This window comes from Actinoplanes sp. NPDC048796, from assembly GCF_040650035.1.
GTDB lineage: Bacteria > Actinomycetota > Actinomycetes > Mycobacteriales > Micromonosporaceae > Actinoplanes.
This window is the reverse complement of sequence record NZ_JBEZGO010000018.1, coordinates 54,977-76,275: the sequence shown is the minus strand read 5'-3', so window position 1 is coordinate 76,275 and position 21,299 is coordinate 54,977. Positions and strand designations below refer to the sequence as shown.

18 protein-coding genes are annotated in these 21,299 nt (G+C 72.9%); 11 read left to right on the top strand and 7 right to left on the bottom strand.

Annotated features, from left to right (window positions below):
• The first annotated feature begins 39 nt into the window (after window positions 1–39).
• A complete protein-coding gene (locus AB0C26_RS40790; RefSeq protein ID WP_360259121.1) occupies window positions 40–492 on the top strand; it encodes an SRPBCC family protein in 453 nt (150 codons plus the stop codon).
• Here AB0C26_RS40790 and AB0C26_RS40785 read toward each other — a convergent pair.
• Window positions 418–675 (bottom strand): hypothetical protein, encoded by a 258-nt coding sequence (locus AB0C26_RS40785; RefSeq protein WP_360259119.1) that lies wholly within the window; start codon window positions 673–675, stop codon window positions 418–420. The two genes, AB0C26_RS40790 and AB0C26_RS40785, sit on opposite strands and share 75 nt — an antisense overlap.
• Window positions 676–738: 63 nt before the next feature.
• Complete coding sequence (locus tag AB0C26_RS40780) at window positions 739–1,302, bottom strand: hypothetical protein (RefSeq protein WP_360259117.1); 564 nt, start codon at window positions 1,300–1,302, stop codon at window positions 739–741.
• A 103-nt stretch (window positions 1,303–1,405) separates the two neighbouring features.
• On the opposite strand from AB0C26_RS40780, the gene AB0C26_RS40775 reads away from it, so the two are divergent.
• The 4 genes from AB0C26_RS40775 (at window position 1,406) to AB0C26_RS40760 (ending at window position 4,324) form a co-directional block, all read left to right on the top strand.
• Window positions 1,406–2,758: a thiamine pyrophosphate-binding protein gene (locus AB0C26_RS40775; protein ID WP_360259114.1), complete on the top strand. Its 1,353-nt coding sequence runs from the start codon at window positions 1,406–1,408 to the stop codon at window positions 2,756–2,758.
• A gap of 153 nt (window positions 2,759–2,911) precedes the next feature.
• Complete coding sequence (locus tag AB0C26_RS40770; RefSeq protein ID WP_360259112.1) at window positions 2,912–3,454, top strand: hypothetical protein; 543 nt, start codon at window positions 2,912–2,914, stop codon at window positions 3,452–3,454.
• On the top strand, window positions 3,451–3,750 hold the full coding sequence (locus tag AB0C26_RS40765) for a hypothetical protein (RefSeq protein ID WP_360259110.1): 300 nt from the start codon (window positions 3,451–3,453) through the stop codon (window positions 3,748–3,750). The genes AB0C26_RS40770 and AB0C26_RS40765 overlap by 4 nt, the downstream gene beginning before the upstream one ends.
• A 49-nt stretch (window positions 3,751–3,799) precedes the next feature.
• The gene (locus AB0C26_RS40760; RefSeq protein ID WP_360259107.1) at window positions 3,800–4,324 is read left to right on the top strand and encodes a hypothetical protein; all 525 of its coding nucleotides are present in this window, start codon (window positions 3,800–3,802) and stop codon (window positions 4,322–4,324) included.
• 36 nt (window positions 4,325–4,360) lie between these two features.
• On the opposite strand, the gene AB0C26_RS40755 is transcribed toward AB0C26_RS40760, so the two are convergent.
• From AB0C26_RS40755 to AB0C26_RS40745, 3 genes are all read right to left on the bottom strand, one after another.
• Complete coding sequence (locus AB0C26_RS40755) at window positions 4,361–9,787, bottom strand: biotin carboxylase N-terminal domain-containing protein (protein ID WP_360259105.1); 5,427 nt, start codon at window positions 9,785–9,787, stop codon at window positions 4,361–4,363.
• Between the two features lie 182 nt (window positions 9,788–9,969).
• A complete protein-coding gene (locus AB0C26_RS40750; protein WP_360259103.1) occupies window positions 9,970–10,920 on the bottom strand; it encodes an Acg family FMN-binding oxidoreductase in 951 nt (316 codons plus the stop codon).
• 18 nt (window positions 10,921–10,938) lie between these two features.
• A complete protein-coding gene (locus AB0C26_RS40745) occupies window positions 10,939–11,892 on the bottom strand; it encodes an Acg family FMN-binding oxidoreductase (protein WP_360259101.1) in 954 nt (317 codons plus the stop codon).
• 164 nt (window positions 11,893–12,056) lie between these two features.
• Here AB0C26_RS40745 and AB0C26_RS40740 point away from each other — a divergent pair, with 164 nt between their 5' ends.
• Genes AB0C26_RS40740 through AB0C26_RS40720 form a run of 5 tightly spaced genes read left to right on the top strand, consistent with a single transcriptional unit; the run spans window position 12,057 to window position 18,046 of the window.
• Complete coding sequence (locus tag AB0C26_RS40740) at window positions 12,057–13,457, top strand: cytochrome ubiquinol oxidase subunit I (protein ID WP_360259099.1); 1,401 nt, start codon at window positions 12,057–12,059, stop codon at window positions 13,455–13,457.
• Window positions 13,458–13,468: 11 nt separating this feature from the next.
• Window positions 13,469–14,464, top strand: coding sequence for a cytochrome d ubiquinol oxidase subunit II (gene cydB, locus AB0C26_RS40735; protein ID WP_097328520.1), 996 nt, complete (start codon window positions 13,469–13,471; stop codon window positions 14,462–14,464).
• Window positions 14,461–16,164 carry a thiol reductant ABC exporter subunit CydD gene (cydD, locus tag AB0C26_RS40730; RefSeq protein WP_360259096.1) on the top strand — a complete coding sequence of 568 codons (1,704 nt, stop codon included), beginning with the start codon at window positions 14,461–14,463 and terminating at the stop codon, window positions 16,162–16,164. The genes cydB and cydD overlap by 4 nt, the downstream gene beginning before the upstream one ends.
• Window positions 16,161–17,831, top strand: coding sequence for a thiol reductant ABC exporter subunit CydC (gene cydC, locus AB0C26_RS40725; protein ID WP_360259094.1), 1,671 nt, complete (start codon window positions 16,161–16,163; stop codon window positions 17,829–17,831). The genes cydD and cydC overlap by 4 nt, the downstream gene beginning before the upstream one ends.
• Window positions 17,832–17,875: 44 nt before the next feature.
• Entirely contained in the window at window positions 17,876–18,046 is a 171-nt protein-coding gene (locus AB0C26_RS40720) for a hypothetical protein (RefSeq protein WP_360259092.1), read from the top strand.
• Between the two features lie 9 nt (window positions 18,047–18,055).
• Here AB0C26_RS40720 and AB0C26_RS40715 read toward each other — a convergent pair whose 3' ends face one another.
• The gene (locus tag AB0C26_RS40715) at window positions 18,056–19,735 is read right to left on the bottom strand and encodes a GAF domain-containing sensor histidine kinase (RefSeq protein ID WP_360259089.1); all 1,680 of its coding nucleotides are present in this window, start codon (window positions 19,733–19,735) and stop codon (window positions 18,056–18,058) included.
• A 63-nt stretch (window positions 19,736–19,798) separates the two neighbouring features.
• On the opposite strand from AB0C26_RS40715, the gene AB0C26_RS40710 reads away from it, so the two are divergent.
• Window positions 19,799–20,434: a response regulator transcription factor gene (locus tag AB0C26_RS40710; protein ID WP_097328517.1), complete on the top strand. Its 636-nt coding sequence runs from the start codon at window positions 19,799–19,801 to the stop codon at window positions 20,432–20,434.
• A gap of 4 nt (window positions 20,435–20,438) precedes the next feature.
• Here the strand turns inward: AB0C26_RS40710 and AB0C26_RS40705 are convergent, their stop codons facing one another.
• The gene (locus tag AB0C26_RS40705; RefSeq protein ID WP_360259086.1) at window positions 20,439–21,284 is read right to left on the bottom strand and encodes a helix-turn-helix transcriptional regulator; all 846 of its coding nucleotides are present in this window, start codon (window positions 21,282–21,284) and stop codon (window positions 20,439–20,441) included.
• Between the last annotated feature and the right edge of the window lie 15 nt (window positions 21,285–21,299).

Here is a 21,299-nt window from a genome sequence, read left to right as displayed (position 1 = left end):
CCTGCCACAGATCGGAAGCCAGGGGAGAATACTGGAGCCGTGATCGAGGTCGTGACGGTGATCGACGCGGCGCCGGCCATCGTGTTCGACCTGGAGCTCGACGTGGACGTGCACGCCGCGTCGCTGGCCGGAAGCGGGGAGACCGCGACCACGGCCGGCGGGGGCCGCCGGCTCGGGCCGGGCGACGAGGTGACGTTCCGCGCCCGTCACTTCGGCCTGTGGTGGCGGATGACGAGCCGCGTCACCGCCTACGAGCGGCCGCACCGGTTCGTCGACGAGCAGACGCGGGGCCCGTTCCGGTCGCTGCGGCACGAGCACCGGTTCGAGGAACTGGGCGACGGCCGGACCCGGATGACCGACTCGATGACGGTCGTCGCGCCGCTCGGGCCGCTGGGGGCGATCGTGTCCCGGGTGGTGCTACGGCCGTACCTCAGCAAGCTCTTGACCCGGCGCGCGGCGCACGTGAAGGCGCGAGCCGAACGCCGCCAGTAGCAGGGCCGCGAAGATCAGCAGGCCCGGGATGACGACAAGCTCGGCCGGCACGTTCGCCGCTATCGCGATCGGGATGCTGGGCAGGAACATCGTCACCATCGTCTCGCCGGTGATCGACGAGCTGTCCAGGGCGGCGCCCAGCCTCAGCAGGCCGATCGCGCCGCCGAAAGCCGGCAGCGCCATCGTGACGCAGCCGGCGGCGACCAGGCCAGGATCGCGGCGATGATCAGGGGCCGCCGGGGCATCTCAGGAGGTCACCTTGTAGAGGTCGCCGTACACCCGCATCGCCTCGACGTCGGTGATCGGGCGCAGATTGTCCACCGCGTACTCGCCGCCCAGCACGAAGGGGACCACCGGGATCAGGCGCTCGCCGGGGGAGAGCGGCCGGTGTTTCAGCTGCCACTCGTGGGCCAGGGGACGGCCGGTCATCACCGAGTGGTCGTCGATGATCTCGGTGGCCCAGGCCTCGAGAGAGGGCGCCAGGTGCTCGAGCTCGCCGGTCTCGGGGTTGAACGAGACGACCTCGTCGCCGCGCAGGCCGAACTGGCCGCCGAACACGTCCTCGGCGAAGAAGGTGACGCCGTCCAGGGTGGCGCCGTAGACGGCGCCCCACAACCGGCGGGAGTTCCAGGCGGCCACGTCCAGGACCGGGGCCGCCGGCGCGGAGACCGGGCGGACCAGCAGGGCGGACTCGAAGGCGTAGAAGCCGTTCTTGCGGTCGTGCAGCGCCGCGAGCGGGCCCGGCGCCGGGGAATGGGGAGCCAGAGCTGGGGAACCCGCCGTGATCAGCCGTTCGAGAGCGTCGCCCACGGGCGGGACGATACATGATCGCCGCTCGTGTCCCCGTTCGGGAGAGGCTATCCTTCTTGCCTTCGACGAGACGCCCGTGGGCTGCGAGATCCAAGGGAGATCGATGGCCGGTTCCACCCACGCGCAGGCCTTCGCCGAGGCGATCCTCTCCAGTGGCCGTACCCATGTCTTCGCCCTGCTGGGTGAGGACAACGCGGCCCTGCTGTTCGCCCTGCGCGAGCGCGGCGTCGAGGTGGTGCCGGCCCACCACGAGAGCGCGGCGGTGGCGATGGCCGAGGGGTACGCGTGGGCGACCGGCCGGCCGGGCATCTGCTCGGTGCCGCACGGGCTGGGGCTGAGCGAGGTGGTGTCGTCGCTGCGGCTGGCCTCGCGGAACCGGTCGGCGGTCGTGCTGATCGCGGCCGCCGTGGAGCACGAGGTGAGCGCGTACCGCCGGATGTGGCCCGGTGAGGACCCGGCGGCGGTGCTGGCCGACGCGCTGAGCCTGGCCGCCGACCGGCTGCGGCCGGTGGTGGTCGGTGTCGGCCCGGACCTGCTGGCCGCGCCGGTGCGGGTCGGCGCGGTGAAGCTGCCGGCGCCCCGGCCCCGCATCGGTCTGCCGGTGGGCGACGACGCGGCGGTGGCCCGCCGGTTGACGGCGGTGCTGGCCCGCGCGAAGCGGCCCGTGCTCCTGGCCGGGCGGGGCCTTCAGGCGACGGACAGTGCTTATCTGGTACGGGTTCTGGCCGAGCGCACCGGAGCCGCCCTGGCCACCACGCTCGGTGCCAAGGGCCTGTTCGACGGCCACGCGCAGGACCTGGGGCTGGCCGGCGACCTGGCCCACCCGGCCGCCGAGCGGGTGCTCCGCGCGGCCGACCTGGTGCTGGCCTTCGGAACGGCGCGGTCGGCGACCGGTGACGGCGACGCGGCGGAGATCCTGGCCCTGCTCGGTGACGCCGCGACCCGGCGGCCGCCGTGGTTCACGCCGGTCGGATCGGCCGCCGAGTGCTGGCGGGAGGATCTGCGGGACCACGCGCCGCCGATCCCGGCCGGGACGGTCGACCCCAGGCGGGCGCTGGCCACGATCGATGAGCTCATCCCGGCCGACGCCGTCGTGGTGGTGGGTGGCGGCCGGTGCGAGGCGTTCGCGTGCGCGCTCATCGCCCGTCCCCGCGAGGGCCGCTTCATCGCCGCCGAGAGCCGGGCCCTGCCGCTGGCGATCGGCGCCGCCCTGGCGTCCCCCGGACGCAAGGTGGTCGTCTTCGACGGCGACCTGACCCCGGCCGGCGAACTCACCGGCCTGGATCTGACGCTGTTCCTGCTCAACCCGGGCGGCGCCGGGGTCGGCAGCGCCGATGACGTGGCCGGCGTGGCGCGGGCGGCGCTTCGGACCGGGCCGGCGATCGTGGAGATCCGCACGGCGCCGGAGGTCGTGCCGCGCCATCGGCGTGGGCCGGCCGCGCGGGAAGACCGGTGACGCTGACCGGGGCCGACTACGTCGCCTGGCTGCTGAGGGCCAACCGGCGGTTCGGCACGGACGGGGAGCTGCGCAGCGGGCGGGCGTTCGCCGAGGCGTACCGGACCGCAGTGGGGCGAGCTCACCGACCTGGCCGGCGAGCGGCCCGGCCTGATGCTGCACCCGTCCGGCCTGTGGCGGGAGATCGGCGAGAAGCTGCTCGCCGACCTGGTCGTCAACGAGGGCACCGGATGGCTGCAACGGCAGGAGGCGGCCAGCCGGCTCCTCGAGCATCCGGCGGCCGGCCCGCACCTCATCGAGGCATGCGTCGACCTGGTCGAGGACCCTCACCGGCCGGCCGTGATCGAGCCGCTGTCCCTGTTGGACGTGACGGCGGATCCGGTCGCCAACGCGTACGTCCTCAAGCAGCTGGAGTCGCCGGACAGCGACCGGCATCATCAGGGTGCGCTGCTCGCGGCCGTCCGGAAGATCGAGAACGGGCACTTCCGGGGTGATCAATGGGAGCGGCTGTCCCTCCTGCTGGGACAGACCGGCGCGTCCGGTGAGGCCGCCCGCTTGCTGGGGCGGCCACCCGCGCGTACACCCGGGAAGCGGAAGAGACCGTCACCGCCGAGGGACGACGGGTCGCCGCCGAGGCGACCGCCCGGCTGGGGAGCGCCGGCGAGCCCGACCCGGCCCGGGCGCTGCAGACCATGACGATGCTCGGTACCGGCGTACACCGGCCGTTGCTCCTCGATCTCCTGACCGGTCCCGGCCATGACCTCGCGGTGCGCCGGGCCGCGGCCTGGGCCATGCCGCACTGCGGTGGGAGCTTCACCGAGCGACAGTGGCGTCTCGTTCTGGCCCGGCAAGGGGACGGGCATGTGCGGCACGGCGTCACGTACGGCATCGGCACCGACGGGCATCGGCGGCTGCTGGACGAGATCGCCGGCGACCCGGCGATGCCCGGGATCGTCCGGGCGACGGCCCGGTGGCTGAAGCCGCACAGGTGAGGTCGCTACAGTCATCCCGCCCACCCCACCGAATCAGGAGGAACGACGGATGTCCAGCGGTGACCCCTCGCACCCGAACGCGCGCGGCAAGGTGCTCGTCTACGTGACCGCCGGGGTTCTGGTCGCGGCCGGCCTGGCGCTGCTGATCGGCGGCATCGTCGTCAAGCGCGAGGACGCGGCCCAGGCCGATCGCCTGCAGAGCAAGGGCACGGAGGTCAACGCCGTCCTGCTCGACTACGAGGAGGCGTCGCTGGTCGGCCAGGCCCAGGCGCTGCTGCGGTACTGGATCGGCGACAAGCAGTACGACGCGCGGATCGCCTGCTCCGACGCGAGCGACTGCGACCCGGCGACCCACCCGGCCCTGCAGATCAAGTACGACCCGGCTCACCCGGAGCAGTTCGTCACCGACGACGGCATCACGAACCGGTCGACCAATTTCTTCAACTCGCCGCGCGTCATCATTGCCGGCGCGGTGCTGATTCTGGCCGGTCTTCTCGCGGCTTACTTCCCTTGGCGTACGCGCCGGCGCGTGGCCCGGGCACAAGCGGACCGCGTCTGGCCGCCGCGCGCGTGAGGTGCCGGGGGGCCTTGCTCAAGGCCCCCCGAACTGTCAGCGCTTGAGGCCGTGCTCGATGGCCTCGATGATGCGCGGCCGCAGCTCGGCCGTGCTGATGATGGCGTCCACCGAGCCGACCTGGACCGCCCGCTGGATGCTGTGGACCCGGTCGAACTCGGCCGCCACCTCGCTCACCTTCTCGGCCCGGACCGACGCCTGGAGCTCGGCCAGCCGCGAGTTCAGCGCCGCCCGCTCGGCCCCGGTGGCGCCGGAGACCCGCGCCTGGAGGTCGACCACCCGCGGGTCGGTCGCCGTGCGGTTGTTGACCTCGCCCGAGAAGACGACGGCGGCCGCCGGGGCGCCGCCGAGCACCGAGGCGAACGAGCCCTCCAGCGCCAGGACCGTCATGTTCGGGTTCAGGGCCTTCGAGAAGACCACGAACGCGCCGCCGTGGTAGCGGGAGATGACGCAGAAGACGATCGGGCCCTCGAAGTTGACGATCGCCCGGCCGATCTCCGCCCCGTACTCCAATTGGAGTTTCCGCATCGACTCGGGTGAGCCGTCGAAGCCGGACAGGTTGGCCAGCACGACCAGCGGCCGGTTGCCGGACGCGGCGTTGATGGCGCGGGCGGTCTTCTTCGACGAGCGCGGGAACAGCGTGCCCGCGGTGTACGTGTCCGGGCCGTCGGTGGGCGGGAAGCCCCGGCGCGGCACCGAGCGGGACTCGATGCCGACCAGGCAGACCGGCCACCCGCCGATGTGGACGTCCTGCACGACCGACGTGTCGGCGTCGGCCATGCCGGCCCACCGCTCCAGGACCATGTGGTCCTGGTCGGCCAGCGCGCGCATCACCGTACGGATGTCGAAGGGCTTCTTGCGGTCCGGGTTGTGCTGGGCCGAGAAGATCTCGCCGACCGTGGTGAAGTCGCTGCCGGCGAACGTGTGCGGGAACGAGGACACGTCCCGGTCCGCCGGGTCGTCGCTCCGCGCGCGGCGCGGCCCGGTCTCGCCCGGCAGGACGTACGTGTGGTCGTAGTGGGCCATGAGAACGTCGCGCGCGCCCGCCAGGTCGGGGGCCCAGTACTGCGCCTGGCCGTTGGGGCCCATCACCCGGTCGTAGCCGCCGATGCCGAAGTTGTCCTCGGCCGACACGCCGCCGGAGAAGTCGAGCGACTGCTTGCCGGTGAGCACCATGGCCGAGTCGGGCGTCATGACCAGCACACCCTTGGTGTGCATGAGCATGGTGGCCTCGGCGTTCCAGTACGGCTGGGCGCCGACCGTGATCCCGGCGATCACGATGTTGATCTCGCCACCGGCCTGGGTGAACTCGACGATCCGCTTGAGCGCCGCCGCCACCCAGTCCATGTTCTCGGTGCCGGAGCTCATCGAGATCTTGGCGCCGGCCGACAGGGCGTACCACTCCAGCGGCACCCGCATCCGCTCGGCCAGGTCGAGCGCGGCGATGACCCGGGCCGACTCGGGCTCGGCGAGCGAGCCGAGCGACTTGGTCGGGTCGCCGAGCAGCAGCACGCGGGTGACGCCCTCGGGGTAGCGCTCGGTCTTCGTGGTCACCACACCGGCGACGATGGCCGCCGTGTTACGCCCCCGAGGCCTGTCTGTTTTCTCCAATTTGCCGTCAACGAGGTCATACTCGACGAAGTCGCCGAGCATGCCGGTCAGCTCGTACGGGTAGGTGTTGCCGCGCCGGGCCGCCCGCAGCACCTTCTGCCGGTAGTCGTCGAGGGGCTGCACGACGTCGGTGGTGGGCTCGCCGACCTGCAGCTTGGCGCCGCCCGCCTCGAGGGTGATGCGCACCGAGACCTCGGTGAGCTCGCCGCTCGACGTGCGCTGCCGGGCCAGGAACTCGACCTCCTCCAGGCCGGCGCCGACGGTGGTCGGCAGGATGCGCTGGACGAGGGCGTTCAGCTCGTCGGCCGACAGTTCGGTGGTCGGCCAGATGTAGAAGAAGATGCGGTTGGTGTCGAACCGCTTGTTCTGCGGGCGCTGGGCCTGGATGTTGCGGATCGCGTCGAGGCCGGCCGTGATCGCGTCCTCGACGGCCGGCAGCGCCACCAGCCGGCCGTCGGCCTCGCGCAGCGGGGTCAGGTCGCGGACCTGGCCCATCGCGATCAGCCGCTCGTCGGCCGGGTTGCTGCGGGCGACCGCCTTGAACAGGTAGATCTCCTCGTCGGCCGAGGGCAGCCGGGTGAGGTGGAACTCGCGCAGCCGCTGGAGCTGCAGGCGCTGCGCGATCTGCGGGTGCAGGCCGCGGATCAGCCGGTCCTCGACCAGTTGGCCGCTCTCGTCGGGGCGGAACGTGAAGTGGTGGTGCATGACGCCGCTGCTGCCGGCCACGGTGATCGTGACTCGGCGTCCCTTCAGCGTCCGCGGGGAGAGCGTCTCCGAGAGTCGCGCCGCGATGGCGTCCGCGTCGGGCTGGTCCTCCCACTTCACGTAGATGTCGGCGACCTGGGCATCCTTGATCGCTTCGAGGGCGCTCGGCAGGGCGCTGATGTCGACGGCGGTGGCGACCACCTTGGTCAGGCCGCGCGGGCCGGTGTGCTCGGTGGTGACGAACCGGACGCCGTCGACGTCGTGGGCGGTGAACTCGGTGAGGGCCCGGTTGCTGTAGTAGCGGCGGGTCAAGACCTCCAGCAGCGGGGCGTGGTCGCGCCCGGGCCGGCCGATGCGCTGCCCGATGAGCCGGACCAGGGGCTCGGAGCTGGCCACCATCGACTGGATCCGCTCGTTCCGGTCCGGCGCCTGCGGGTGGGCGTCGAGGTGGCGCAGGTCGTCGCGGACCTCGGCGTAGACCCGGGCCCGGTTGCGGCGCAGCAGCGGCTGGGCGAACCAGCGGAACACCACGCCGCGGGCCAGGTCGGACACGGCCGGGAAGCGCACCTGGGTGGCCGAGACGACATGTTCGAGCACGAGTCCGGCCCGCTCGGCCAGCGGCTCGGCCGGCGGCGACCCGGCCAGCCACTGGCGCAGCAGCTCGGAGACGACGGCGGCCTCGGCCGGCATCCGCTGCTGGGCCAGGAAGACGCGGAAGACGGCGGATTCCAGTTCCGGCGTACGGTCGAGCCCGCTCACGCCGTAATGGGCCAGCACCGCCTCGAGTTTCGCCTGGAAGGCCTCGGTGAGACCGGCCCGCTCGGCGTCGAGGCTCTGCAGGTAGCTGTGGAAGTACTCGCGGGGGCTGTGCACCGCGTTGCCCGGCTCGGCGTCGGCGTCGCCCTTGTTGCGGCTGAGCTCGAGCAGGTCGGCGAAGACGGTGAGCAGGTCGAGCTCGCCCGGCAGCGGCCGGCCGCCCAGCTCGGCCCGGGCCGCCAGGTAGCCGCCGAGCACGCGCTTGCGGCTCTGCGGGTCGACGTCGAAGCCGAGCAGCATGCTGCGCAGGTCGGCCAGGTGCTCCAGCGCCCGGTCGGCCGCGGGCCTGTGTTCGGGCGCGGCCGGCAGGTCGATCTTGACGTCCGCGCCGCTGCCGGTCTGCTCTTCGTCGCCGTCGCCGAGCGGCTCCAGGCGCATGAGCGGCGCTCCGGTCTCGACCTGGCTGCCGACCGAGACGGGGCACTCGCGCACCCGGGCGTGGAACGGCGCCCGGAGCACCGTCTCCATCTTCATGCTTTCGAGTACGAGGATCGGCGCGCCCGCCTCGACCTCGTCGCCCACGGCGAGCGGGGTCGCCACGACCAGGGCCGGGGCGGGGGAGCGGACCACGCCGCCCTCGTCGCGGCTGACCCGGTGGGTGACGCCGTCGACCTCGACCAGGTGGATCGGGCCGTGCGTGGCGGTGACCAGCCGGAAGCGGCGCCCGTTGACCAGGGCCTGGCCGCTGTGCTCGTCGAAGCGCTCGAGCACCACGTCGGCCGAGTGCACGTCGCCGCCGGCCGAGACGCCGACCCGGAAACGCCGCTGGCCGACCCGGGCCACGGAGACCTTGTACGAGGTGCCGCGCAGCTTGAGGTCGAGCGGGCGGCTGGTGTCGTGCTGGACCTGGGGGCGGCCGCCGTGCGCGGTGGCGAGCAGCCGCTGCCGGCTGACCTCCTCCTCGTCCTCGTACGCCTCGATGGCGGCCGCGGCCAGCGCGATGGCCGAGTGGCGGTGGCTGACCAGGCGGCCCTCGGCCCGGACACGGTCGATCCAGCCGGTGTCGGCGGTCGCCTCGATCACCTCGGGCTGGTCGAGCAGGTCGAGCACGAAGCTCTTGTTGGTGGCGCCGCCCTCGATGATGACGGTGGTCTCGGCCATGGCCCGGCGGAGCCGGCCCAGCGCCTGCTCCCGGTCCGCCCCGTACGCGATGATCTTGGCGATCATCGAGTCGAAGTCGGCCGGGATGGTGTCGCCCTCGCTGACACCGGTGTCGACCCGGATACCCGGGCCGGCCGGCAGGGCGAGCCGGGCGATGCGGCCGGGCGCCGGGGCGAAGTCGCGGTCGGGGTCCTCGGCGTTGAGCCGGGCCTCGACGGCGTGCCCGGACTCGGCCGGCTGCGGGCCCTCGAGACGGCCGCCGCCGGCCACGTGCAGCTGGAGCCGGACCAGGTCGGTGCCGGTGGTGATCTCGGTGATCGGGTGCTCGACCTGCAGGCGGGTGTTGACCTCGAGGAAGGCGAACAGCTTCTCGCCCGGGTGGTAGAGGAACTCGACCGTGCAGGCGCCCCGGTAGCCGACCTTGACGGCGAGCCGCTCGGCGCTCCTCTTGAGCTCGGCGGTCTGCTCGGGCCCGAGCACCGGCGAGGCCGACTCCTCGATGATCTTCTGGTTGCGCCGCTGGACCGAGCAGTCGCGCACGCCCAGGGCCCAGGCGGTGCCCTGCCCGTCGGCGATGACCTGCACCTCGACGTGGCGGGCGCCGGTGACCAGGCGCTCCAGGAAGACGACACCGGAGCCGAAGGCGCGCAGGGCCTCCTGGCTGGTCCGCTCGTACGCGTCGGCCAGGTCGGCGCCCGAGGCGACCATGCGGATGCCGCGGCCGCCACCACCGGCGGTGGCCTTGAGCATGAGCGGGTAGCCGATCTCGTCACCGGCCCGCAGCGCGTCGGTGAGGGTGGCCACCTCGCCGCGGCTCCACGGAGCGACCGGGACGCCGACCTCCTCGGCGATCAGCTTCGCGCCGATCTTGTCGCCGAGCTTGCGCATCGCCTCGGCGCTCGGCCCCACGAAGGTCACGCCGATCTTGTCGCACAGCTCGGCGAACGCCGGGTCCTCGGCCACGAAGCCCCAGCCCACCCAGGCCGCGTCGGCCTTGGTGGCGAGCAGCGCCCGCTCGAGAACGGCCAGGTCGAGATAGGGCCGGGCCGAGGCGGGGCCCAGGTTGTACGCGACGTCGGCCTCCCGCACGAAGGTCGAGTTCCGGTCGGCGTCGGTGTAGAGCGCGACCGTCTCGATGTGCGCGCCGGTCTCGGCGGACAGATCCCGGACGGCGTGGATGAGCCGCATCGCGGCCTCTCCGCGGTTGACGATTGCGACACGACTGAACACCGGTTGAGCCTCCCAGCACCACTTACGCGCAGAAGGCGACGTCCGGGTCCCGGAGCGCCGCCTGCACCTGACCTCTACCCTGTCCGATTACCGCCGGGTAACCTATGCCCGCATCGTGCATGGCAGACGAGATGCTTTGTGAGGATCCCACAAAAGATGCCGTGGAACGTCACCGGCCGGGCCTAGATCACCTCCGTCACATCGCGCCGGGGCGTCGGATGCCCCGGCGAGCCGTAGCCGAAGCGGACGACGATCTGCGGCCAGCCGTAGCGGCCCAGTGACCGGCGTAACTGCTCGCGGGCGGCCGGCACCTCGATCGGCTGACTGATCATCGACGTGTCCAGCCCCGACGCGGTCGCGGTGAGCAGTACCCGCTGAAGCCCCTCGCCGGCCAGGATCTGATCGGCCGGCCGGTCCCCGGCCACGCCCAGGATGCCGACCAGCGGCTCCGGCTCGTAGTCGCGGCCCGCGACCCGCCGCCGGTCGTTGAAGAACCGCTGCGGCAGCAGGTCCTGCGGCTCGGCCAGCGGCGCCCCGGCCATGACCGGAATGCCGTCGGCCGCGGCCTCGGCATGCGTCCACGAGGCCTGTTCGGCCTGGTAGCCGGCGTCGCGCCGGAGCACCCGGTCGGCCGAGCGGGCGACCTCGGCGAACGCCCCGATCGCCGTCATCCCGACCAGCAGGTCGAGCCAGGCCGACTCCTCACGGGCGGCGGCGATCAGCCGGGCCCGCACGTCGGCCGGCACCGGGTCGGGCCAGAACGGCCCCCGGTTGCTGTACCGGCGCGCGATCGCGGCGTGCAGCTCGGCCTCGGCGTACGTCGGCGGTCTCGGCGCCCCGGGGTTCAGCCGGGCGACCAGCCCGGGATCGTGCGGGTCGGGGGCGAGGCGCACCTCGGCCGGGTGCCCGGCCCAGGCCAGCGCCAGGCGGGCGTTGAAGGTCGCCGCGCCGCAGGCCAGGCGGGCCGCCCAGCCGTCACGGTCGAGGTGGTGCAGGCGCCGGGAGGGGTCGGTGCGCACCTCGATGGCGCCACCGTCGAGCCGGAACAGCCAGGGCTGGCTGTTGCCGATCGAGGGCGCCCGGATCCCGGCCGTCGCGGCCAGGCGCAGGTCGGTTTCGTCGTAGGCGGACACCGTGTCACTCCCCGCTCTTCACTCGATGATGGTGATGACGTCGCGCACGTCGCGACGCGGCCGCGGCGGCAGGGGCGCCGACTCGGCCGGGTAGCCCAGCCGCACCACCAGGTACGGCTCGCCGACCCCGGCCAGCAGCCCGGCCACCAGCTGGCGTGGCCACTCGACCTCGATGGCGTCGCTGATCGGCGCCGTGGCCAGCCCGTCGGCGGTGGCCAGCAACAGCAGGGCCGACAGCGCCTCACCGCCGCGCAGCAGGTCGACCGGCCGGGTGTCCTGGCCGAACAGCACCACGTAGGCGGCGCCCTGGTCGTGCTCGGCCCCCGGGGCCAGGCCGGCCTCGCCGCCCGGGGCGAAGTCGCGCACCGGCACCCGGCGCAGCCCCGGCTCGACAGCAGTCGAGGCAGGCACACCGTCACCGGTGAACTCGGGCCGGCTGGTCCAGCGGTCGAGCTCGGCCCGGTACTCCGGGTCGTCGAGCTCGGCGTCGCCGGCCAGCTCGGCCGAGATGGCGAGCTGGGCGATCTGGTCGGTGCGCACGAGATGCAGGTACGCCCCCTCGGCCTCGACGAAGCGCCGCAGCTTGGTCAGCTCGGCCTCGCTCACCTCCCGCTCGCCGAAGGCCCGCCGGTCGGTGCGCCGCCGCGGGATCGCGTCGGCCAGGCGCTGCGCCTCCGGGTCGGCCGGCACGGCCGGCCCGATCCGGATCCGGGCCAGCGCGCCGCCGCCCGGGAACCGCTCGACGGTGGCGGCCCAGCCGGCCGCGGCCAGGGCGATCCGGGCGTGGTGCAGCGCCGCGCCGCAACTGAGCAGCAGCAGCCGGCCGTCCCGGTCGACCGTGCCGAGCTGGCGGTCCTCGTCGGCCCTCAGCTCCAGCGTGTCGCCGGTCAGGCGCCACGACCAGGGCTGGGTGTTGAAGACGGACGGGGCGTGCTGGGCGGCCTGTGCGGCTTTCTCGAGCGGCGTTGTCATGCCCATCACTCTCGCGCGCCGCCGCCGATCCCGGGAGAGCCGAAAGTCCTGGCTCGCAAGGTCTGTTCCCAGTACTTAAGTAGGTGCGGCCATAGGACTTTAGACCCTCCCGCGGGAGCGCCGGCGATCGAAAGGATCGACGCATCCGTGGAAAGGACCAGCCCGTGGACACGCTCGACATTGCCCGATGGCAGTTCGGCATCACCACCGTGTACCACTTCTTGTTCGTGCCGATCACCATCGGTATGTCGGTGCTCGTCGCCGGCCTGCAGACCGCCTGGGTCCGTACGGGTAAGGAGCACTACCTCAAGGCCACCAAGTTCTGGGGCAAGCTCTTCCTGATCAACTTCGCGATCGGCGTCGTGACCGGCATCGTGCAGGAGTTCCAGTTCGGGATGAACTGGAGTGACTACTCCCGCTTCGTCGGCGACGTCTTCGGCGCCCCGCTCGCCATCGAGGGCCTGCTGGCCTTCTTCCTCGAGTCGACGTTCCTCGGCCTGTGGATCTTCGGCTGGGACCGGCTGCCCAAGAAGGTGCACCTCGCGACCATCTGGGCCGCCGCGATCGGCACGCTGCTCTCGGCGTACTTCATCCTGGCCGCCAACTCGTGGATGCAGCACCCGGTCGGCTACACGATGAACGAGCAGACCGGCCGGGCCGAGCTGACCAGCATCTGGCAGCTGCTCACCAACTCGACCACCCTGGTGACGTTCCCGCACACGATCACCGCGTGCTTCCTCACCGGCGGCGCGGTGCTCATGGCGGTCAGCGCCTGGCACCTCAAGCGCAAGAACCAGGTGGACGTCTTCCGGCCCAGCCTGAAGCTCGGCGCCTGGGTCGTGCTGATCGCCGGCGTCGGCGTGCTCATCACCGGCGACCAGCAGGCACGCATCATGACCGAGCAGCAGCCCATGAAAATGGCCGCCGCCGAGGCCCTGTACCAGAACTCGCAGCCCGCCAGCTTCTCCATCTTCACCATCGGCTCGCTCAACGGCGAGGAGGAGCTTTACAGCGTACGGATCCCCTCGCTGCTCTCGTTCCTGGCCACCGGCACCTTCGACGGCGAGGTCGAGGGGATCGACAACCTGCGGGCCGAGTACGAACAGAAGTACGGACCCGGCGAGTACGCGCCCTCGATCCCCGTCACGTACTGGTCGTTCCGCCTGATGATGGGCTTCGGCATCGCCACCATGGCGGTCGCTCTGGCCGCGCTCTGGGCCATGCGCAAGGGCCGGACACCGACGAACCGGTGGTTGTGGCTGGCCGTCATCCTCTCGTTCGGCGGGCCGCTCGCGGCGAACTCGTTCGGCTGGATCTTCACCGAGATGGGCCGCCAGCCGTGGACGGTGTTCGGCCTGTTCAAGACGTCCGAGAGCGTCTCCCCGTCGGTCAGCACCGGCGAGGCGGCGACCTCACTGATCACGCTCACCGCGCTGTACGGCGTGCTCGCGGTCGTCGAGGCCGGGCTCTTCCTCAAGTACGCCCGGGCCGGCGCCCCCGAGATCCCACCACCTTCCGACTCGGACTCCTCCGAGGACGACCGTCCACTAGCTTTCGCCTACTAGTAGGGGCCCTGATGGAACTCACGACTGTCTGGTTCGCGCTCATCGCGCTGCTGTGGGCCGGCTACTTCCTGCTCGAGGGCTTCGACTTCGGCGTCGGCATCCTGCTGCCCGTGCTGGGCCGCGACAACCGCGAACGCCGCCTGCTCATCAACACCATCGGCCCGGTCTGGGACGGCAACGAGGTGTGGCTGATCGTCGCCGGCGGCGCCACCTTCGCCGCGTTCCCCGAGTGGTACGCCACCCTGTTCTCCGGCTTCTACCTGCCGTTGCTGCTCATCCTGGCCGCTCTGATCATCCGCGGGGTCGCCTTCGAGTACCGGGGCAAGCGCGACGACGACCGCTGGCGCCGCCGCTGGGACCTCTGCATCATCGCCGGCAGCTGGATCCCGGCCGTGCTGTGGGGCGTCGCCTTCGGCAACATCGTGCGCGGGGTACGGCTGGACGCCGACCACGAATACGTCGGCGGCTTCTTCGACCTGCTCAACCCGTACGCCCTGGTCGGCGGCCTGACCACGCTGGCGCTGTTCACGCTGCACGGCGCGGTCTTCCTGGCCCTCAAGACCGACGGCGAGATCCGGGAACGGGCCGGCCGGCTGGCGGCCCGGCTGATCGGGCCGGCGGTCGTGGTCGCGGCCGGGTTCCTGCTCTGGACGGCGATCGCCCACCACGACGTGGCCGGCTGGATCCTGATGGCCGCCGCCGCGGTGTCGCTGCTGGCCGCGATCCCGGCCATCCGGGCCCGGCGCGAGGGCTGGGCGTTCCTGGCCACCGCGGCCACCCTGGTGCTGGCGGTGTTCGCGCTGTTCGTGACGCTGTTCCCGAATGTGATGCCGTCCTCGATCGCCGACGCCAACAGTTTGACCGTCACGAACGCGTCGGCCTCGCCGTACACCCTGAAGGTCATGACCTGGGTCGCTGTCGGCTGCACCCCGTTCGTGCTGCTGTACCAGAGCTGGACGTACTGGGTGTTCCGCAAGCGCCTCTCCGTCGAAAAGATCCCGGCGTGAAGCCGCTGGATCCGCGGCTGCTCAGGTACGCCCGGACCACCCGGGCCTACCTGGTGGTCACGGTCGTCCTGGGCGCCGCCCTGGCCGGGCTGATCGTGGCCCAGGCGACGCTGCTGGCCGACGGGATCACCGCGGTCTTCCTGCACGGCGCGGGCCTGGCCGACCTGCGGGCCACGCTGATCGGGCTGGCCCTGGTCGTCGCGGGCCGGGCCGCGGTCTCCTGGGCGCAGGAGGCGGTGGCGGCCCGCTCGTCGGCCTCGGTCAAGAGCGAGCTGCGCCGGGCCCTGCTCGGCCGCCTCGCCGAGCGTCCCGGGACGGCTGACACCGGGGCGGCGGTCACCCTGGTCGTCCGGGGCCTGGACGCCCTCGACGCGTACTTCGCCCGCTACCTGCCGCAGCTCGTCCTGGCCGGGCTCGTCCCGGCGATCGTGCTGGCCCGGATCCTGCCCGCCGACCTGGTCGCCACCGTGACGATCGTGCTGACGCTGCCGCTCATCCCGGTCTTCATGGCGCTGGTCGGCCTGCAGACCGAGAGCGCCAACCGCAGGCAGTTCACGCTGCTCACCCGGCTGTCGCACCACTTCCTCGACGTGATCGCCGGCCTGCCGGCGCTGAAACTGTTCGGCCGGGCCCGCGCCCAGGCCGCCACGATCCGCCGGATCAGCGACGACCAGCGGCGCCTGACGATGCGGACGCTGCGCATCGCGTTCCTGTCATCGCTGGTCCTGGAACTGCTGGCGACCCTGTCGGTGGCGCTGGTCGCGGTCGGCATCGGCCTGCGCCTGGTCGACGGCCGCCTCGACCTGGCCACGGCCCTGCTCGTGCTCATCCTGGCCCCCGAGGCGTACCTGCCGCTGCGCCAGGTCGGCGCCAACTACCACGCCAGCGCCGAGGGCCTGGCCGCCGCCGCGGACGCCTTCGAGATCCTCGACAGCCCGGTCGCCCCGCCCGCCACGGCGCCCGCGCCGGAGGGCCCGATCGCCTTCGAGGACGTCGTCGTCCGGTACCGCGACAGCGACGCGCTGCGGCTCGACGCGGTCATCGAGCCGGGCGAGATCGTGGCGCTGACCGGCCCCAGCGGCTGCGGCAAGTCCACGGCGCTGAACGTGCTGCTCGGCTTCGCCACCCCCGGCGCGGGCCGGGTGACGGTCGGCGGCGCCGACCTGACGTCGGTGGACCCGGCCGGGTGGCGCTCGCGGATCGCCTGGGTGCCGCAGCGGCCACACCTGTTCGCCGGAACCGTACGCGACAACATCGCGCTCGGCGCCGGCCCGGGCGCCGACGTCGTCGCCGCGGCCCGCAGCGCCGGGGCCCACGACTTCATCCTCGGGCTGCCGCGGGGCTACGACACGGTCCTGGGCGACGACGGCACGGGGCTGTCGGCCGGGCAGCGCCAGCGGATCGCCCTGGCCCGGGCCTTCCTCCGGGACGCGCCGATCGTGCTGCTCGACGAGCCCACGGCCAACCTCGACACGGCCACCGCCGATGAGGTCATGACCGCCATCCGCCGTCTGGCCCACGGCCGCACGGTCCTGATCGCGGCCCACCGGCCCGAGCTGATCGCCCTGGCCGACCGCGTCATCGACCTCATCCCGGCCGGCGCCCTGGCCACCGCCACCGCGCCGGCCGCGGGCTACACCTCCGGCAACACCCGGCTCATCTCGGGCGCGGCGCGGCTCACCTCGGACGGTGTCCTATGACCTGGTTCAAGCTGCTCCGCACCGCCTCGCGGCCGGCCGCGCCCGGGCTGCTGCTGGCGGTGCTGGCCGGCGTGGGCGCGGCCGGGGCCGCGGTCGGCCTGATGGCCACCTCGGCCTGGCTGATCTCGCGGGCCGCCCTCCACCCGCCGGTGCTGCACCTGATGGTGGCCATCGTCGCGGTCCGGGCCTTCGGCATCGGCCGGGGCGTCTTCCGGTACGCCGAACGCCTCGCCGGCCACGACGCCGCCCTGCGCGTGCTGGGCCGGCTGCGCGTGCGCCTGTTCGACCGGCTGGCCGCGCTCGCCCCCGCCGGCACGGCCCGCTTCCGTGGCGCCGACCTGGCCCACCGCCTCGCGGCCGACGTCGACGCGGTGCTCGACATGCTCGTCCGGGTCGTCCTGCCGTACACGGTCGCGGCCGTCGTCGGCCTCGGATCGGTCCTGCTCGTCGGCGCGCTGTCCCCGGTCGCCGGAGCGGCGCTCGCCCTCGGCCTGCTGGCCGTGGCCGTCGGCGTACCCCTGCTCCAGTCCGCCGCCGCCCGCCGCGCCGACGGCCGCCTCGCGCCCCTGCGCGGCGACCTGGCCACCGCCACCGTCGACCTGCTGCACGGCCTGCCCGACCTGATCGCGTACGGCGCCACACCCGCCCAGCTGGCCCGCCTGAACGAGGCCGACACCCGCCTGCGCCGGGCGGAGCAGCGCTCCTCCGCCGCCGCCGGCGCCTCGGCCGCGGTGACGGCCCTGGCCACCGGCCTGAGCCTGATCGTCGGCCTGGCCGCCGGCGCCGTGGCCGTCCGCTCCGGCAGCCTGCACGGCGAACTGCTCGCCGTTGTCGTCCTGACGCCCCTCGCCGTCTACGAGTCGGTCGCCGGTCTGCCGGTCGCCGCCCAGCGCTTCGCCGCCGCCCGGGCCGCGCTGACCCGGCTGGCCGAGATCCTCAGTGCCCCCGACCCCATCACCGTCCCGGATGCCCCCGCCCACCTGCCCTCCGCCGCCACGCCACCCGCGATCAGCGTCCAGGGCGTCAGCGCCTCCTGGGTGCGCGGCCGGACCGCCGTACGGGATGTCAGCTTCGACCTGCCCGCCGGAGCCCGAGTGGCGCTGGTCGGCCCCAGCGGCTCCGGCAAGAGCACGATCGCCGCGCTGCTGGTCCGCTTCCTCGACCCCACGGCCGGGCGGATCACGCTCGACGGCCTCGACCTGCGGAACCTCGACCCGGACGAGGTGCGGCGCGTCGTGGGCTACCTGCCCGAGGACGCCTACCTGTTCGACACCACAATCTCGGCCAACCTGCGCGTCGGCCGCCCGGCCGCCACCGAGGCCGATCTGCGGGCGGCCCTGGCCCGCGCCCGCCTGCTCGACTGGGTGGACACCCTGCCCGACGGTGTGGAGACCTTCGTCGGCGAGCACGGCCTGGCCCTGTCCGGCGGGCAGCGCCGTCGCCTGGCCCTGGCCCGGGCCCTGCTGGCCGACTTCCGCGTGCTGATCCTCGACGAGCCCACCGAACACCTCGACGACGAGACCGCGGCCGCCCTCACCCACGACCTGCTGACCGCCGCCGGCGACCGCTCGGTCCTCCTGATCACCCACCGCACCGACATAGCCACCCAGGTCGACCGCGTGATCGACCTGGCCGCCGCCGAAGCCCCGATGCCGCTGCCGGTGTGAGGAGACCGGTGTAAGGAGAACCGCCGCCGGGGTACCAGAGGCCCATGACGCAGCCGGATCTCAATCCCGACGACTACCCGCCCATCGACCCGGGGGAGCCCGTGCCCGACGACCCCGGCGAGTTGCTGCCGGACGCGCCGGAGGACCTGCCGGAAGCGCCCGTCGAACCGATGCCCGACGACGGTGACGAGGGCGGCGTCCGCGAGCCCGCCTGACCGGACCTCCTACAGCGGGGCGCGCCAGGTCAGCAGGGAGCCGGTGCCGGACGGGGCGCCGGTCACCTCGAACGAACCCGACAGGTCCTGGGCCCGGTCGGACATGTTGGCCAGGCCGCCCCGGGCCAGGGCCGGGTCGAAGCCGATGCCGTCGTCCTCGATCTGCAGGATCACCTCGTCGCCGGTGGCGCGCAGGGAGACCCGGCAGCTGGTGGCCTGGGCGTGGCGGGCCACGTTGGCCAGAGCCTCGCGCAGCACGGCCAGAAGCTCGGGGACCACGTCGTCGGGGACGGCGCTGTCGACCGGGCCCGTCGTGTCCAGCACCGGGCGGAAGCCCAGGGTCTCGGCCGCCTCCTGGACCGTCGTGTTGATCTCCGTGCGCAGGGAGGGGCCGGCGGGGGCCCGCAGCTCGAAGATCGAGCGGCGGATGTCGCGGATGGTGGCGTCCAGGTCGTCCACGGCGGCGTTGATGCGCCTCACGGCCTCGGGGCGGCCGGCGTGCGCCACCGCACCCTGCAACTGCATGCCGGTGGCGAACAGGCGCTGGATGACCACGTCGTGCAGATCGCGGGCGATGCGCTCGCGGTCCTCCAGGACCACCAGCTGCTCGCGTTCCTCCTGGGCCCGGGCCCGGTCCAGGGCCAGCACGGCCTGACCGGCGAAGGTCGAGAGCAGGACCGCGTCCTCGGCGTCGGGGGCCCGGTCGGCGGGCTGAGTCACGATCAGGACACCCCGGCGGGAACCCGCGGCGGCCAGCGGGGCGGCCAGGGCCGGGCCCGACGGGACCGGGCCGGGCCAGTCGGCGGCGACGGCCAGATCGGCGATCGTGTCGTGGCCCGACAGGTCGGCCGCCACCGCGCGGCCCTCCAGGCTCCGGCAGTCCGGGCTCCGGCCGTCGGCGGCCTCGATGGTGTAGCGGGCCGCCTGCTCGTCGTAGAGCAGGACCATCGCCAGCTCGGTGTCGGCCACCTCGCGGGCGCGGCGCGCGATCAGGCGCAGGGCCTCGGTGCGGCGGACCGTGCCGAGCAGCACACCGGTGATCTCGGCGGCCGCCGCCAGCCAGCGTTCGCGGCGGCGGGCCAGGGCGAACAGGCGGGCGTTGTCGATGGCCACGCCGGCGGCGGCGGCGAGCGCGACGACGATCTCCTCGTCGTCGTCGGAGAACTGCTCGGCGCCCTGCTTCTCGGCCAGATAGAGATTTCCGAAGATCTGGTCCCGGGTACGCACGGGCACGCCCAGGAAGCTGTGCATCGGCGGATGGTGCGGCGGGAAACCGTACGAGTTCGGATGCCGGGTGATGTCCGGAAGCCGCACCGGATGCGGGTCGGTGATCAGCAGGCCGAGGACACCGCGGCCGTGCGGCAGGTCGCCGATCGCGGCGTGCGTCACCGGGTCGATGCCGTGGGTGATGAAGTCGGACAGGCCCGACCGGTCGGCGTTGAGCACGCCGAGCGCGCCGTAACGGGCGCCGGCCAGGGCGCAGGCCGACTCGACGATGCGCTGCAGGGTGCTGCGCAGATCGAGGTCGGTGCCGATGCCGACCACCGCGTCGAGCAGGGCGCGCAGGCGCTCGCGGCTGGTCATCACCTCGCCGACGCGGTCCAGCATCTCCTTCAGGAGCTCGTCCAGCCGTACGCGGGAAAGTGGGCGAAGCCCGAGGGACGGCAGGTCAGGGGTGCTCTCGGCCATGACGGTCAGACTAGGGTCCTAAGGCCCTTGGTGTGTCACGGGGCGGCACGGTAGGAATGACGTGTGATCCGAGTCTTCCTTCTCGACGACCATGAGGTCGTCCGCCGTGGCCTCATCGACCTCCTGCAGGCCGGCGGTGACATCGAGGTGGTCGGCGAGTCCGGGTCCGCTCAGGAGGCCGCCCGCCGCATCCCGGCGCTGCGCCCGGACGTGGCCGTGCTCGACGCGCGGCTGCCCGACGGCAACGGCATCGACGTGTGCCGCGACGTCCGGGCGGTCGACTCGTCGATCAAAGGCCTGATCCTGACGTCGTACGAGGATGACGAGGCCCTGTTCGCCGCCATCATGGCCGGCGCGTCCGGTTACGTGCTGAAAGAGATCCGCGGCACCGACCTGGTCGACGCCGTGCGCCGCGTCGCGGCCGGGCAGTCGCTGCTCGACCCGGCCGTCACCCAGCGGGTCCTCGAGCGCATCCGCAACGGCGTCGAGCAGCCGCGCGAGCTGGCCGGCCTGACCGACCAGGAACGCAAGATCCTCGAGTTCGTGGCGCAGGGGCTGACCAACCGTGAGATCGCCTCCCGCATGTTCCTGGCCGAGAAAACGGTGAAGAACTACGTGTCGAGCATGCTGGCCAAGCTCGGCCTCGAACGCCGCACCCAGGCCGCGGTGCTGGCCACACGCCTGCTCGGAGACAAGTAAGGCCTCACGCCGGGACCTTTCCGGTGCTCTCGCGCCGGGTGAGCGTTGACGACGCCAGCAGGGCCAGTTTCTCGGCGCTCGGGCTGCCCGGCGTGGCGTGGTAGACGGCCAGGACCTGATCGGTGGCCCCAGCGATGATCAGTTTCTCGCGGCGCAGCGTCAGGCGGCCGATCTGCGGGTGATCGATCTCGGTCGTGGATCCCTCGCGGGTGTGCACGTCGTGCCGGGCCCAGAGCTGCCGGAACCGGTCGCTGCCGAGGGAGAGTTCGCCGACCAGTTCGACGAAGCGCGGATCGTCGGTGTCCGTGCCGACCGACTCACGGAACGCGGCCACGAGCATGGCCGTGGCCTCGTCCCAGCCGGGGAACAGAGCCCGCTCGGCCGGGTCGAGGAAGACGGCCCGGATTCTGTTCTCGCCGGCCCGCATCCGGGGGGAGAGGGCGACGGCCAGGTCGTTCGCGGCGAGGACGTCGAAGTAGCGGCCCTCGACGAAGGCCGGCACGGGCAGGGTGCCCAGCAGCTCCCGGATGCCGGCCGGCACGACCTCGCGGCGCGGGCGCCGGCGGCGTTTCGGTTTCGGAGCCGCGAGGCCGATCAGGTAGTCGGTGGCGTCGTCGTCGAGCCGCAGCACCCGGGCCAGGCTTTCGAGGACCTGGATCGACGGGTTGCGGTCGCGGCCCTGCTCGAGCCGCAGGTAGTAGTCGCTGCTCACCCCGGCCAGCATCGCGACCTCCTCGCGGCGCAGCCCGGCCACCCGGCGCACGCCGGTCACGTGCAGATCCACGTCCTCGGGGCGCACCTGGGCCCGCCGGGCCCGGAGGAAGTCGCCGATCAGATTGTCGCCGCTCATGCCTCGACGGTAGAC

Coding starts and splice junctions, on each gene's coding strand:
- AB0C26_RS40715 (WP_360259089.1), bottom strand. CDS start 19,735: ATGGCCGAGAGCACCCCTGACCTGCCGTCCCTCGGGCTTCGCCCACTT.
- AB0C26_RS40775 (WP_360259114.1), top strand. CDS start 1,406: ATGGCCGGTTCCACCCACGCGCAGGCCTTCGCCGAGGCGATCCTCTCC.
- AB0C26_RS40705 (WP_360259086.1), bottom strand. CDS start 21,284: ATGAGCGGCGACAATCTGATCGGCGACTTCCTCCGGGCCCGGCGGGCC.
- AB0C26_RS40745 (WP_360259101.1), bottom strand. CDS start 11,892: ATGACAACGCCGCTCGAGAAAGCCGCACAGGCCGCCCAGCACGCCCCG.
- AB0C26_RS40765 (WP_360259110.1), top strand. CDS start 3,451: ATGACGATGCTCGGTACCGGCGTACACCGGCCGTTGCTCCTCGATCTC.
- cydC (WP_360259094.1), top strand. CDS start 16,161: ATGACCTGGTTCAAGCTGCTCCGCACCGCCTCGCGGCCGGCCGCGCCC.
- cydB (WP_097328520.1), top strand. CDS start 13,469: ATGGAACTCACGACTGTCTGGTTCGCGCTCATCGCGCTGCTGTGGGCC.
- AB0C26_RS40720 (WP_360259092.1), top strand. CDS start 17,876: ATGACGCAGCCGGATCTCAATCCCGACGACTACCCGCCCATCGACCCG.
- AB0C26_RS40770 (WP_360259112.1), top strand. CDS start 2,912: ATGCTGCACCCGTCCGGCCTGTGGCGGGAGATCGGCGAGAAGCTGCTC.
- AB0C26_RS40785 (WP_360259119.1), bottom strand. CDS start 675: ATGGCGCTGCCGGCTTTCGGCGGCGCGATCGGCCTGCTGAGGCTGGGC.
- AB0C26_RS40760 (WP_360259107.1), top strand. CDS start 3,800: ATGTCCAGCGGTGACCCCTCGCACCCGAACGCGCGCGGCAAGGTGCTC.